We start from the raw sequence: 14,087 nt of genomic DNA, 5'->3' as shown, positions 1-14,087 counted from the left end.
AAGGTTAAATTGGGTTTTTAATTTGTTTTATAAAGCTGTAGTTGAATTTTAAAATTATGTAGAACATATACACATACACCAAGTAGTGTATGAGATTGTAATAGTTTAAAGACAGAATAGCCAAGCTAGTACCCAGTATACAAAGCGTAAGCAAAAAGATAGCTTCTAAGCGCTTGCCATAATTTAGCGATCGTCCCCATATTCTTGGTACAAAAACCGTACTTATATAATATGAAAAACCATTGAGGATTAATATAGAATAAGACATATACTCATAGCTTGCTCCACCAATAATCATTATAAAAGCTACCAAACCTATCATGGCTCCGTAGTACAACTTACCATAAGGGTTTGTTGGGCTAGAAGGCATATCTGTTGCCATAAACAGCGTACCTAACAAAACACCTCCAAAAGAAAAGTTATATACACTCCCTCCATCTATCAACCAAAAGCTTATCATAAATACCGTAAGCAAACTAAAGGGAATATGCCAAGATATCCGTCGTCGTAGTATAAGGTAAAGTCCTCCTACTAGCAAAGCTACTATAGAATATTCTCCCATAGCACCAGTGGTATGGTATACCAAATGACTTAGATATTCATTAAGCGTTGGATCTGTAAGTCCTGGAAAAAATGGCTCTGCCTCAGTTACAATAACGTTACTACTTTGCCAAATAGCAGCTGATGTCATTACAACCGGAAAAAAGCAAACCATAAATTCCCTACCTACCAAAGCTGGATTAAAACGGTTTTTTCCCAATCCTCCCCAAACCATTTTACCAAACGTTACTGCAGCAAATGCCCCAAAAACAATCATGTACCAAGGTGTAATAACAGAAAGTGTACAGCACAGTAACCAAGCGGTTACTACAGCAGAACCATCTAGCACGCTTTTATAATGCTTCGTATAGATGACTGCAAAAAGAAACTCACTAAGCAAAGCCGCTGCTGTAGCCCATAATATATTGCTTACAAACAGACTACCATAAGCCAATGTTCCCACAAACATCACAGGCAACAGTGCAATGAGCACATCTACCATAACACTTCGGGTACTATTATATTTAGGTTTTATATAAGGGTTCAATCTCATACGGTTCTTAATAATTGTTTTCCTGAAAAAATACTTTTCATCAATGGCACATCACTAGGACATATATAAGCACAGGCACCGCATTCTATACAATCATTCAAATTAAAAGCTTCAAGTTTAGCTGAGTTACCTTGGGTTTCATAACGGGCAAACTCCATGGGCATTAAATGTTGCGGACAAACATCTGTACAATACCCACATTGGATACAGTTATATCTATCATTTGTAGGGTTTTCTATAAACAAAATCCCTCCGCTACCTTTATTTATAGGGCTTTTAGTGTCGTTTAGTGCTTTACCCATCATCGGTCCACCAAGTATAGTGGTTATGGCATTAAAACCATGTTCTACACCCAATTCTTCAATAATATGTGCTACTGGTGTTCCTATTTTTACATTAAAATTCCCCAGTTCTTTTCCTTTCTCACCAGAAACTGTTATCACACGTTCTGTATAAGGTATATTGTTGTACAAGGCATTATACATAGCCCATAATGTCCCTACATTGTTTACCAAAATATCATGATCTACAGGGATACTGCCTTTAGGCAATTCTTTTCCTGTAACAGCTTTTATCAATTGTAACTCACCACCTTGCGGATAGGTATTTTCCAAAATCTTTACATCAATATCTAGAGATAGCTGTTGGGCTTTGGTAAGCAATAGTTTTTTTAATTCTTTATGCTGTTTTTCTATACCAAATACTATACGCTTTATCTGCAATACCTTTTGTAATAAAGCCAGTAAAGAGAGCAAGGCTTCAGATTGTTCTTTCATTAAGGCATAGTCTGCACTCAAATAAGGCTCGCACTCTACTCCATTAATTATAAAGTACGAAAGTTTTGAAGTTGCTCCTTCATATTTTACCTGTGTCGGAAACTTAGCTCCACCACTTCCTATAATACCGTAATCATGCATTAGCGAAATAATATCTGCTTTCGATAACGCATCAGGTATGCGATGTAATCTTGAAACTTCCGTATCCTTAAAATCATTTTGTAACTGTAAATAGGGCTTATCCTGAATATAAACAATACCTTCAACAATACCAGAAACAGGAGCATGTATACAACTTGCTAACGAACCGTTTAAAGCTGCCAAATGCTGATATTTTTTTACAGTGTCTCCCTCTTTTACACACAATTCCATAACCCCATTATAACCCTGTAACGGTAAATACAAAGTTTTTGGTGAAGACAGACGACGTATGCCTAAGTGTTTAGTTTTACTCTTTAATGAAGGAATTAACATCATAGCGCCATAATATGTTTAGGATTAAACCTGTAATATTGATACTGTTTATCAATATGATATGCCGAAAACGAATAGTGTTTACCCAATTGCTCTACAACAGTATTAAAATCTTTAGCATCAATACTGAAAAGTGCAGTAGATAAAACATCGCCTAAAAATGCCGAATCTGTTAAAACTCCTACCTGTAAGCTTTGTGAAGGATAGCCTGTTTTAGAGTTTAATATATGACTGTAGCGCTTTCCATTAATAAGCCTATCGTATTTTGAAGTTGAGGATAGTGAAAACGAACTGTTTTGCAACGATAAATTCAAAAGTGAATGGGACTGTTCTACAGGATGTGGAATATCTAGCCTCCAATGATCTTCGCTAGTGCTTAAAGCACATATAGAGCTGCCTCCTGCATTTATCAGAACTTCTTTTACATCCAATTGTTTTAGCCGTGCTATCACTTGGTCTACAGCAAAAGCTTTAATAAAAGCTCCTGTTATCAATTCTTGGTTTGCTCCTATTTTCACACGAGTGCCATCTATTTGTACTTCAGAAAAGTCTACATCCTGTAAAAATGTTTCTATTTCTGTTTCAGAAGGAATTAATGTGTCGTTTAAGTCATTATAAAACCCCCAACCTTTTATAAGAGGCATAGCAGTTGGGTCAAAAGCACCATTGGTACATTGCCATATAACCTTTAATACTTTTAGTAGCTGTACAGTATTAAAATCTGTATCAACCCACTGGCCTGCATTCGCGTTAATAGTATTAAAATAAGAACCTTCAGTATAAGAATTATATAAAGTATCTACCTCTTGCATAATAGCAAAGCATTCATTCAATAACGATTCGCCATAGTGCTCTGGTAACTTTACCTTTATCTTACAGTAAAATAATTCTTCTGTTCGTGTTAGGTATATACTATTGGCTACTTGAGGCATTCTCTACGGTATTAGATTCCTTTACAGAACCATTCTTTTTCTTTAGCGCATCATAATTTATATTACCAAGATTTATGACTTTAAAATAGATATTAGGGTTGTTCCATGTAGAAGTCTCTGTATCAAAAACTAATTTTTGAGTTTCAAAACGAGACACAACATCATCATTGGCATGGGCTAATTCTTCTTGTTTCTTAGCCTTTAACTTTCCTTCTTGGTAGATATCCCAAAACTTCCTATTACCAAATAATAACAATACAATTCCTGTAGTAAATAGCAATATACGTTTTAATTTCATGAAGAAATTTTTAAGCTAAAATAGCCCCAATCATTGTATATACAAAGGTTTGTCAGTTAATGCTTTGTTAAAAGGAATGTTAAACTATAGCCCTAAGCATTATCTGTTTTGTTTTAATTTCAGATAATACTTAATAATCTATAGCTTTACATCTGCATTTAGTATCCAAGGCAAACAAGATAAATACGTGTTATTTTAATATATAGTAGAGAGGTTTGCTAATTGTAATGACACGAGCGCAGCAAACTGCCGCAAGCAATTCTGCCGTAATGAGCTATACACTTTGTTGCCCATTGGCTTTTTTCATCCAGTTTGGTTTTCAGTATAGGTAAAGTCATACTCTTTTACAATTTTGGCGAAGTGTTGGCTAGAGAGAAGCCTAAGTTCACGAATACTAAAAAGTGAAATTAAAAACTGTGAGTAATTGCAAGTGTGTATGGCTTTAGCATTGGTTATTCCAAAATTCCTGTGAAAATTGAGACATAATACAATCCAGTCAAAATGAAAACAACACCTGCAACGGTGCGCATTACTTTTTCGATTTTCGTAATTCTGTTGTAGAATACACCGACTTTTCCTACTGTAAAAGCCAATAAGTAAGTGAAAAGAATTACAGGCAATCCCGTTCCAAATGCAAATATGATAGGCAGATAAAGTCCGTCTGCTGATGCAATTGTCAGAGGAATCAACATTCCAAAAAACAATGCTCCGCTATAAGGGCAAAATGCCAACGCAAAAATAATACCTATTAAAAAAGAGCCTAAAAGTCCTTTGTCTTTGAAATTTTCAGATAGTTTTTCTTGAAAGTTTGATTTTCCTAAAAAATTGAGCTTGATAATATTTAGCATAATCAAACCAATGATTATTAATAAGGGGCCTAAATATTTTTCCCCATTCTGATTGAAAAATCGAGCGATATGGAATTTACTTGCACCAAAATACAATATTAAACCAATTGCTGTGTAACTAAACCCTCTACCCAAAGAGTAAAGCAAACCGCTTAAAAACACTTTACGTTTACTGGAAATATTTTTAGAAATAAATGCCGTTGCAGTTATGTTGGTCGCTAAAGGACACGGACTAATGGCTGTCATTAGTCCGAGTATCAATGCCGATAGAATGGGAATATTATAATCCTCTAAAAGCGATTGCAAAAAATCCATTTAAAGTGTTTTTAATTCCTGGTCTATTTTGGCTTTCAGTTCTTTAGAAAATGCGTCTTGGTCGTTTCCGTTCATAAAGGCAAAATCAGTTAGATTTATTTGGGTTTCTTTTCCGTTTTTAATCACGTTTAAGAATAAAGAAGTTCCTGACGCCTCAAATTTTTCAGCAATTTTTTCATTTTCCTTTTTATCTACATTAATAACCTGAAACGTAATTTTAGCTTCTTTAAGTTCCTTTGCAAAATAAGTATTCAACGTGTATTTTGTATTTGTTTCAATAGCATTACACGTCATACATCTATGTGTAGAGTGAAAATCTAGCACTTCAATTTTTGAAACGGATTTATCTAAAGAAGTTGTTTTGTTTTTATCTTGACCATTGCAAGATGTAAGTATTAGTCCGATTGCTAAAACTGTAAGAATTTTGATTATTTTATTCATTTTTATATGATTTTTTTGTTTATAAGATGATATTGAATAGAAACCCTGAAATAATGATGGCGATTGTAACCACGCCAAAAAAGATAGCGATTAGCTTTAGAGACATTACTTTTTTTAGCAATGTTGCTTCTGGAATAGATAATCCTACCGTTGCCATCATAAAGGCAATTGCAGTACCAAGTGGTACGCCTTTGGCAACAAAAACCTCAATAACAGGAACAATTCCTGCAGCATTAGCATACATTGGAATCGCTATTAATACAGCAAGAGGAACTGTCCACCATTCGCCACCTCCTAAATACTGATTGAAAAAGTTTTCTGGAACATAGCCGTGCATTGCTGCACCAATTGCAATACCTATGATTACATAAAGAAGTACTCCTTTTACTATATCCCAAGCTCCTCTTGTGATTTCGGGTATTCTTTGGTAAAAAGTTTGCTTTTGTTCTTCATATTCTGCCTGTTGCATTTTGTTTTCTAGAATCTTTTTTACCCAATCAGAAAGTAATGGTTCGAGATTGAATTTACCAAGCAGCCAACCACTAATTGTTCCTAATAAAATGCCTGAACCTGCATAAATTAGTGTTGCTTTTAAACCAAACATACCAATAAACATAGCAATAGCAACTTCATTAACTAAAGGCGAAGTAATCAAAAAAGAGAACGTTACGCCTAACGGAATCCCACCTTGTACAAAGCCAATGAATAGAGGAACGGAAGAGCAAGAACAAAAAGGTGTAATTGCACCAAAAATGGAAGAAAAAAAGTATTCTAAACCGTACATTTTTTTTCGGTTCAGATAATTTTTAAGGCGTTCAATGGGAAAATACGCGTTTACAATTCCCATTAAAAATACAATCACAAATAAGAGAATTAATATTTTGAGCGTATCATATACAAAGAAATTTAGCGCAGTTCCTAAATGAGTTTCTGCTCCAATATTAAAAACAGAGTATATAAGCCAATCGGCAAAATGTTGTAACCAATCAAACATTTGTAATTGTGTTTATTGTGCCAGAAATAGTGCAGGATAGTTTTATAGTATTGTAGATAGTGCCAAATTTTTCAATGTTCCTTTTTAGCAGATCTGTATTTAGTTTTTTATCGGTGCTATAAATTGTCAAATTATAAATGATGTTGTCCATACGTGGCGGATTTTCAAGACGTGTGGCATTGACTTCAACTGTTGCTTTTGAATAAGTAAATTTCATCATACCAGAAAATCGCTCAACATTTTTCAACATACAGGCAGAAAAAGCACCCAAGAATAATTCAGCAGGATTTGGCAAGATTTCGGCAGTTTTTGAAGTTGTGCCAAAATCTATATTCGATTGCTTTATATGAAGAACTGCATCTTGATTTGAAATGGATGAAGCTTTGATATGATAGTTCATAATTATTATTTTAAAAGTGCCAATACTTCATCTTTTGAAGGAACTCTGCCTTTTATTGTAATAACATCATCAATTACTAAAGCTGGTGTTGTCATTACGTTGAATTTCATAATTTCCATAATGTCTTCTACCTTTTCAATGGTTGCATCAATGTTATTTGCTGAAACTACATCTTTAACTACACCAGTCATTGATTGACATTTTGGACATCCTGTCCCTAAAATTTTAATTACTTTAGTCATAATATTTACATTTTGTTTATCGCCAATAGACGATAAGTTTGTTAAAAAAATATCAATCAAAAAATTGTTGAAATAACGTTTTAGCAATCACCCAGTTTTCTTGATTAATACAATATTTTATTTTTGGCGGCTTTAACTCTCCTTGAATTAAACCTGCATTTTTTAATTCTTTTAAATGTTGTGAAACTGTTGATTGTGAAATAGGTAATACATCCACCAAATCTCCAGTAAAACAGCATGATTGATTTTCAAGATATTTTAAAATGGCAATACGAGTTGGATGTCCTAAAGCTTTAGCAAATTTTGCCAATGCTTCGGTATCTTCTTTATATTCTATACGTTCTAAACTTCTTTTCATATTGCTTATCGCAAATATACGATAGGTTTTGGGATTAAAATGTGATTATTGTCATATTCTGTTTTTTTAGCATTGATAAAATAGTTCTTTTATTTTTTTGTGTTTGAGAAAAATAAATCTGCTGTTTGTAAGGTGGGGCAGTATGACGCACAACGGTAAATTGTATGAGTAGTGCCGAATTTCGAAGCTCATTACTATCGATCCGTGATGAAGTTTGATACGAAAACGGAAGTGCAAATTATGCATCTCACTCGGCATTACTTATGCAAAATGTTGTACCCAGTTATTTTTTCATTTCTTTCAAAAACCTAGTTATTTCACTTGGCTCTGCACGGTTTCTATAATCGGCATCTAAAAATGCATATTCAATTTTACCATCTGTATTAATAATATAAGTTGCAGCCAATGGTAGTTCGTTGCTGGTATCTCCGTTATGTGAATTTAAATTAAATTTTTCATTATATTTTTCTGCTACATCTTTTGTGAGTTTAAATACCACACCATATTCTTTCGCAATTTTATTATGAATATCACTTAATACTTCAAATTCTAAATCGTGTTTTTCAGATGTGTTTATTGATTCATCAGGTAATTCTGGGGTTAAAGCCAATAGATTTGCTCCTTCTTCTTTAAAATTAGGTAACTCTTCTTGTAAATGATGTAGAGTAAGATTACAATATGGACACCAACCACCCCTATACCAAACGAGTACAACAGGCCCCTTATCTAAATAGCTTTTTAAAGAAACAGCTTCACCAAGTGCATTTTCAAGTTCGAAATTGGGTGCTATGTCTCCAACGTTTTTGGCAGATTCCAATATGCCGCTATTAGTTACCGCATCTAATCCTTCTTTGTAAATCTTTTTAGTTGTAGCATCAGCTTTTTTATTAAAATTAACTTTACGTAGTTCGAGTTCCGCAGCTAAAGTTGTTTTTTGTTCTGATTCCATCTTTTGATTGTTTGTTGAAGTTGTCGTACTTTTTTTATCTGAATTATTTTTACAGCTTGCAACGACTAAAATAATAGTGCCTATTGTTAAAAGTGATTTTAAGTTCATAATTGTTATTTTTTAAATGTTATTAATTTTTAAAACTAAACAAACGGTTAGTTATTGTTTAAATTTTTTATAGATTTTTAAATATTTGGTTCAAATAATTATTCAATTGTTTTTGGCTAAAAACTTTTGTTGCAGCCGAAAACCCAAATTTTGCGATTAACAAATAATCTGCTTTATATTCAATTTCTTCTTCTGTAAAGCGATTTTCTTCTCTTAATTTATCGGTAAAAATTGTTTTCAATTTTGTTTTATTGGCTTTTAATAGTTTTTTGATTTTTGGCATATCACAATCTTTTATTTCTGTTGAAGTATTCCCTACAAAACAGCCTTTAAAGTCTTTATTTTCTTGAGAGAATTCTAATGAATCTATAAAGTACTGCTTTATGGCTTCGGTGCCAGTATTAGAGTCAATCATTTTTTGTAATAAACGGTCTAGCTTTTCTCTGTAACACTTGATACTTGCTTCTAATAGACCTTCTTTGCTACCAAAACTAGAATAGATAGAAAACTTATTAATGCCCATTTCTTTTTCGAGCATTTGCATAGAAGTCATTTCATAACCATTTCGCCAAAAAAGGTTCATTGCCTTTTCTAATACTAAATCTTCGTTATATTCTTTTTTTCTTGCCATTATTTCTAATTACAGGACAAATCTAAACAATCGGTTAGAAACAAAAAATACTTTAACTTTATTTTAGAAAATAAATGTAATTAGTTCAATTTAAGCAAAGGAGTTTTGGTTTGGACTAATTGGTTACGACGGTCACTTGTAAGTTGTCGTTGCGGATTGAGCCGAAGCTGTTTAGGCTTCGGATGAGCCACTTGTGGCGAAAAATCCGCTGGAGTAAAGCAGCAAGGCTCTGGCTTGCAAGTTTTCCGATTTTTAAAGGTATGAATTTGTACGAATATTTCCTTCTATTACTAACCGAGCAATTAACCTTACGCGTTGTTGTGTGTAGTTTCTTATTTCAATACTATGAAGAAGTCTTTTAGTCCGCTGAGAATACTTTGAACAGCATAAGCAGCAAGGATCAATCCCATTACTTTACTAATTACCGATATTCCGTATTCTCCAATTCTTTTTTGAACGATGTTCGCAGCTAATAATATTACCATTGTGAGCACAACTACAACCAAAACGAGCAATGTCGTCATTGCTTGCTGTTGAATTGAATAAAGATTATTGTCAGTCAATAAAACGACTGCCATAATTGCACCTGGTGATGCTATTGAAGGAATAGCTACTGGAAAAATGGTGACATGTTTATAATCTTTTATCAAGTGCTTTTCAGACTCTGGTTTACCTTCACCGAATATCATCGTCAAGGCAAAGAGAAATAAGATAACACCGCCTGAAATTTGGAAAGCGTCTAGGGTTACATCCATGCCTTCAAGAATCAACTGACCTACAACTATGAAAAAAAGCAAGATTAAAAATGCGATAAAGGAAGCTCTCACAGCTACTTTTTTCTTATGCTTCTGATCCAGTTGTTTAGTGGCTTCTAAGTATACTGGTACTGACCCAAGGGGGTCAATAACAGCAATTAGAAAGAATATTTTAGTAAGTATTTCAGTGATCATTTTATTTGATTCTTTTCTTTTGAAATTAATATGGGTTCAGTAAAATAGGTTCTTATAGAATTTCCTTTTGTGTTAAAATATTCTGCGTTTTTCAAATTACACGCAGCGGTTTGGCTATGGTTTGTTGCGTGAAAATCCGCAAGGATTTTCCGATTAAGAAACCAAGATAGCAAATTTGCGAGGACTTTCCGCAAGGAAAGTCAGAAGCAATGAATTATAGCCGTTTTTGGCAACAGTTTTACTCAAACATGGCTTTAATTTTGTCCTTAAATCTATCATCGCTAACCTTCAAAATCGTTTCTAGTAAATCAGTTGAAGTAGGCTTTGCATTAGGGTACGCGTGTTGATCTAAAAACATACGTAAAGCCATGTTCAATCGTTCTTCGCCCAGTAACTCACTCAACTCAACAAAAACAATAGCACCTTTAGAATAGGAAATAAACGCATTGTTTTTTGTAGCTTTCAATAACGATAAGTCATCAGTAAAACCCTTTTCAGCTTCATATATTTGTTTATGTATGGCCACACGTTCTAGCATTTTTGCCTTGCCGTACATGTTTTTATATAGCATCATTTCGGTATACATGGCCAAGCTTTCAGTCAGCATAGCATAACCTTCACGATAATCAGGATTAATCTGGTTGGTTCCCCACCAAAAATGCGCTACTTCATGCCCAGCCAATTCATTAATAACATCTTGATTGTGGTTGCCCGCTAGGTTGGCATGAAACGTCATATGCTCTGTCATAAATATAACACCAGGATAAGCGGTGCCTGCAAAACCTTGTGTAAACGATGACACTTCGGCAAATTGAATAGACGAAAACGGATAAGGCCCAAAGTATTTAGTACAATAATCTAATGACAGCTTCGTGTTCTCAATAAGGTGATCTACATTGTTTTCATGCAAAGGATGATATAAAACCTCAATAGAAACATCGTTGTGTTGTGCTTTTTTAACCTCATAAGCAGCTGATGAAACCGCAAACCTAAACGGTATAGCATCAGCCTGATAGGTGTAGTAGTTTCTATTAGCGTCTTGCCACTGCAATTTTAATGCGCCAGTACCAACAGCAATTTGATTATTATCGGTTGAAATTTGCATGTCCAAAGAAATAAAGTCGTCTATATAGGTCTTTACCGCATCAAATGGTTTCATGGCTGTGGCTTCGCCCAAAGCATGTTGTTTTCTAATGGTCTTGTCTGAAATTTCTTGACTTGCATCATACCCAAATTGAGGATAATAACGACTTATTCGCATAAAAGAGCCATCCTTTACAATCGCATTAAAAGGATTATGACCATTTACAGCCTCCCATTTGTAAGCCAAATGAAAGGTGAGTTTAGCCGAGTCTTGGACTTGTAATGCCTGTTTCAATGGTATTTCTGAAATAGCCCTGTCTAGCGTTATGGTATCATTTTTATAGCTAAATAAAAGCGCTTGTATCTCAAAGTCTTCAGGCACACTTATTAGTATAGAATCTATAGCGTGTTCGTGCTGATTTACCAACCAATACGTGCCTTTTATCTGGTAAGCTTGGTCTTCAGGAAACAAATCTATTTCAGTATTAACCTTTTTTATGGTTGGCTGCGGAAGGTTTTGGTATGCTCTATAGTACTTTTCGTAAGCAACACGCGCTAATATGTCAGCGTCTTTATCTTTTGAAATATAACCATCTAAAAACGAATAGCCGCTCACCATGCCTATACATACGCAACTAACCATAGCAATAATAAAGCAGCTTTTTTTAACTTTAGTTTTTATCAAACTGTATAAAGCACATACAAGTCCTACAAGAGCAAACCCAAAAATCAATCTGTAAATAAACGGCATTACATAAGCACCGTAACCTATAAAATCGCTATAAGCACCTTTGTAACCAGATAAAAAACGAAACAAAGGATTCGTAATCATGTTTTTTGAAATAGGCGTCACAAACAATAAGAATAACAAGATAGATATACCCAATGCCACCGATTTACTTTTGCTTATGTTATTAATAAAAAGAAGCAGTAACGCAAAGAGTGTAAGTGGCAACGTATTAAAAACAAACACACCAAAATATGCTTGCCAATCAAAAATTGGGTATTCAAAAATAAGCTGAAAGATAATCGCTTCCAAGAGCATTAAACCAGTAAGAAAAATAATTAAAAGCACCATACTTATAGCGTGTCCTAATAGGCGCTCTTTGGCATAATAAGTCGTATTTTGAATGATTGAAAATCCACTGGCATTTGCACGCCAAAACACATCGTTTGTAAAGTAAACCACAACAAGTGCGCCTATAAAATAAAATGTTTCGTTAATGGTTTTAACCAGTAAGCCAGAGCTAGCATACTGTTGCGGTAATCTAATACCCATATCTATATCGCCATACATTTCTACACCTACATAAAATAACAGTAAGGCAGAAACCGAAATTAGCGGAATACTTTTAAACAAATAAATAAAATCGATTTTCACAAAAGAGCGCAGCGCATGCTGTTTTGTTTTTGAAGTAAACAATGTGCCTACTTTCGCAAACGGAACATCTAGTAGCTTGGTCTTTTTAGGCGTTCTTTTTGTTGAATTTTGTTTGAAAACTGGCAGAAATGAGAACGCATTAATGCCTAATTTCATAATAAATAAAGACAGTAGCACAACACCCAAACGGTTTATCAATAGTATGTTACTAAACGACACGATGTTGTGGTTTCTTTCAAAAACACTAAAGTCCTTGGCATCATAAAAATAAGCCGACAATCCAAAGATATCAGTTATAGCAGATACTTTTTGAGCAAATAAAGACTGCGGTAACGATTGTGCCATAAACGGCGCGTTTGAAAACATGAGCACTATCATATAGGTGATGTATAACATCAATCCTGCAATAGCGACCAATAGTTTATTCTGAAATTTTTTAGCAAAGAAAAACAGGATGCTGCATACCAATACACTATTTACCACACCAAAAATCAAATAAGGATATACATAATGCCACAGATGAAAGTCTGCAAGCATTTCAGAATCTGTTTGCACATGTAACCCAATAACATACCCAAGCATTACAATAAAAAAACTCAATGCAGTAAGTAAAAAGAAGGATAAAAAGCGTGCTAATGCAAAGTCGCGTTTTTTTATAGGTGTGGTAAAAACAATTAAATCAAAGTTAGCGTCACGTTCCTTAAACAAGCTGGAAAAGGCTAGTAGGGTAGCTATCAAAATAATAAGTAAGCTCAACAAACCAGTCATAAACCCAACAGCGTAGGGCGCATTGGCAGCAATACCATCGCCTACCTTAATATGAAACTTATAGCCTGTAAAAAAACCAAGCACCAAATACGCCAATAAACCAAATTGCGTTGCTATGTGTTTTAGTGCGCTATATATATCGTTTAGTAAAACCGTTTTCATGTTGTGCTGTTTAAATATGTGAAATAAGCATGCTCTAAATTTGGAGTTACAGCTTTAAACCCAGTTGGGCAAGCATCCGCATACACGGTTACATGCATAACCTTTTCAATAAATTGCTTACTGATTATGTTGTGGTTTGGCTCAAGATGAAGTAGCTCGTTTTTGGTTGTTGCTTTTTGCCATATTTTCCCTTGTAAAGCTTGAATAAACTCATTTGGGCTACCTTTTGCCACAATAGCACCTTGTTTTATAATCGCCATATCCGAACATAGATTTCGTACATCTTCTACCAAGTGCGTTGATAATAAAATGATAATATCTTCGCCTATTTCGCTCAACAACGCATTAAATCTATTACGTTCTTCAGGATCTAAACCTGCTGTAGGTTCGTCTACAATCACAATTTTAGGATCTCCCAGTAACGCTTGAGCTACGCCAAAACGTTGTTTCATACCACCCGAGAATGTATGTACTTCTTTGTTTTTGGCGTCAACTAAATTCACTTTATCCAGAAGATTAATAATTTGATCGTGGCTCTCTTTTTTGTGATGAATACCTTTTAGTTTAGCCAAATGTTGTAGTAAATTATAAGCCGAAACTTTAGGGTAAACACCAAAATACTGTGGTAAAAAACCTAACTGTTTTTGTATTTCTAATGGGTTTTTTACAATATCTGTATCGTTAAAACTAATGTGTCCTTCGGTTGGTTTTTGTAAGCCTACAATGGTTTTCATAAGCGAAGATTTCCCTGCGCCATTAGGCCCAAGTAAACCAAAAACACCGTTTGTTATGTTTAATTTTATGGCATAAAGTGCCTGGTGTCCGTTGTTATACACAAGGGACACATTGTTGATATTCAATGTGTTCATAAGATAATATTTAAG

General features: G+C 34.3%; 15 protein-coding genes. All 15 read right to left on the bottom strand.

The window, feature by feature from the left end; genetic code table 11:
• Window positions 1-4: 4 nt before the first annotated feature.
• The 15 genes from R3L15_RS10085 to R3L15_RS10015 all read right to left on the bottom strand — a co-directional run bounded on the left by R3L15_RS10085 (window position 5) and on the right by R3L15_RS10015 (window position 14,072).
• Window positions 5-1,093, bottom strand: a complete 1,089-nt coding sequence (locus tag R3L15_RS10085; RefSeq protein ID WP_338731484.1) for an RnfABCDGE type electron transport complex subunit D — start codon at window positions 1,091-1,093, stop codon at window positions 5-7.
• The gene (rsxC, locus tag R3L15_RS10080; protein WP_338731483.1) at window positions 1,090-2,346 is read right to left on the bottom strand and encodes an electron transport complex subunit RsxC; all 1,257 of its coding nucleotides are present in this window, start codon (window positions 2,344-2,346) and stop codon (window positions 1,090-1,092) included. The genes R3L15_RS10085 and rsxC overlap by 4 nt, the downstream gene beginning before the upstream one ends.
• Entirely contained in the window at window positions 2,343-3,275 is a 933-nt protein-coding gene (locus R3L15_RS10075; RefSeq protein ID WP_338731481.1) for an FAD:protein FMN transferase, read from the bottom strand. Before R3L15_RS10075 ends, rsxC begins: the two co-directional genes overlap by 4 nt.
• Entirely contained in the window at window positions 3,256-3,573 is a 318-nt protein-coding gene (locus R3L15_RS10070) for a hypothetical protein (RefSeq protein WP_338731479.1), read from the bottom strand. Before R3L15_RS10070 ends, R3L15_RS10075 begins: the two co-directional genes overlap by 20 nt.
• 452 nt (window positions 3,574-4,025) lie before the next feature.
• A complete protein-coding gene (locus R3L15_RS10065) occupies window positions 4,026-4,736 on the bottom strand; it encodes an aromatic aminobenezylarsenical efflux permease ArsG family transporter (protein WP_338731477.1) in 711 nt (236 codons plus the stop codon).
• Window positions 4,737-5,177 carry a nitrophenyl compound nitroreductase subunit ArsF family protein gene (locus tag R3L15_RS10060; protein ID WP_338731475.1) on the bottom strand — a complete coding sequence of 147 codons (441 nt, stop codon included), beginning with the start codon at window positions 5,175-5,177 and terminating at the stop codon, window positions 4,737-4,739.
• 19 nt (window positions 5,178-5,196) lie between these two features.
• A complete protein-coding gene (locus R3L15_RS10055; RefSeq protein WP_338731473.1) occupies window positions 5,197-6,171 on the bottom strand; it encodes a permease in 975 nt (324 codons plus the stop codon).
• Window positions 6,164-6,571: an OsmC family protein gene (locus tag R3L15_RS10050; RefSeq protein WP_338731472.1), complete on the bottom strand. Its 408-nt coding sequence runs from the start codon at window positions 6,569-6,571 to the stop codon at window positions 6,164-6,166. The genes R3L15_RS10055 and R3L15_RS10050 overlap by 8 nt, the downstream gene beginning before the upstream one ends.
• 5 nt (window positions 6,572-6,576) lie before the next feature.
• On the bottom strand, window positions 6,577-6,813 hold the full coding sequence (locus R3L15_RS10045; RefSeq protein ID WP_338731471.1) for a thioredoxin family protein: 237 nt from the start codon (window positions 6,811-6,813) through the stop codon (window positions 6,577-6,579).
• 52 nt (window positions 6,814-6,865) lie between these two features.
• A complete protein-coding gene (locus R3L15_RS10040) occupies window positions 6,866-7,171 on the bottom strand; it encodes a metalloregulator ArsR/SmtB family transcription factor (RefSeq protein WP_338731470.1) in 306 nt (101 codons plus the stop codon).
• Window positions 7,172-7,454: 283 nt separating this feature from the next.
• A complete protein-coding gene (locus R3L15_RS10035; RefSeq protein WP_338731469.1) occupies window positions 7,455-8,228 on the bottom strand; it encodes a peroxiredoxin-like family protein in 774 nt (257 codons plus the stop codon).
• A gap of 67 nt (window positions 8,229-8,295) precedes the next feature.
• Complete coding sequence (locus R3L15_RS10030) at window positions 8,296-8,859, bottom strand: TetR/AcrR family transcriptional regulator (RefSeq protein WP_338731468.1); 564 nt, start codon at window positions 8,857-8,859, stop codon at window positions 8,296-8,298.
• A gap of 332 nt (window positions 8,860-9,191) precedes the next feature.
• Window positions 9,192-9,806 carry a MarC family protein gene (locus R3L15_RS10025; RefSeq protein WP_338734132.1) on the bottom strand — a complete coding sequence of 205 codons (615 nt, stop codon included), beginning with the start codon at window positions 9,804-9,806 and terminating at the stop codon, window positions 9,192-9,194.
• Between the two features lie 241 nt (window positions 9,807-10,047).
• Window positions 10,048-13,203, bottom strand: a complete 3,156-nt coding sequence (locus R3L15_RS10020) for a M1 family aminopeptidase (protein WP_338731467.1) — start codon at window positions 13,201-13,203, stop codon at window positions 10,048-10,050.
• Window positions 13,200-14,072: an ABC transporter ATP-binding protein gene (locus R3L15_RS10015; protein ID WP_338731466.1), complete on the bottom strand. Its 873-nt coding sequence runs from the start codon at window positions 14,070-14,072 to the stop codon at window positions 13,200-13,202. The genes R3L15_RS10020 and R3L15_RS10015 overlap by 4 nt, the downstream gene beginning before the upstream one ends.
• Window positions 14,073-14,087: the final 15 nt, after the last annotated feature.

It is taken from the genome of Mangrovimonas cancribranchiae (assembly GCF_037126245.1).
GTDB classification, from domain to species: Bacteria; Bacteroidota; Bacteroidia; order Flavobacteriales; family Flavobacteriaceae; genus Mangrovimonas; species Mangrovimonas cancribranchiae.
Note: the sequence above shows the minus strand (reverse complement) of the source record. Positions and strands in the feature narration are given on the sequence as shown.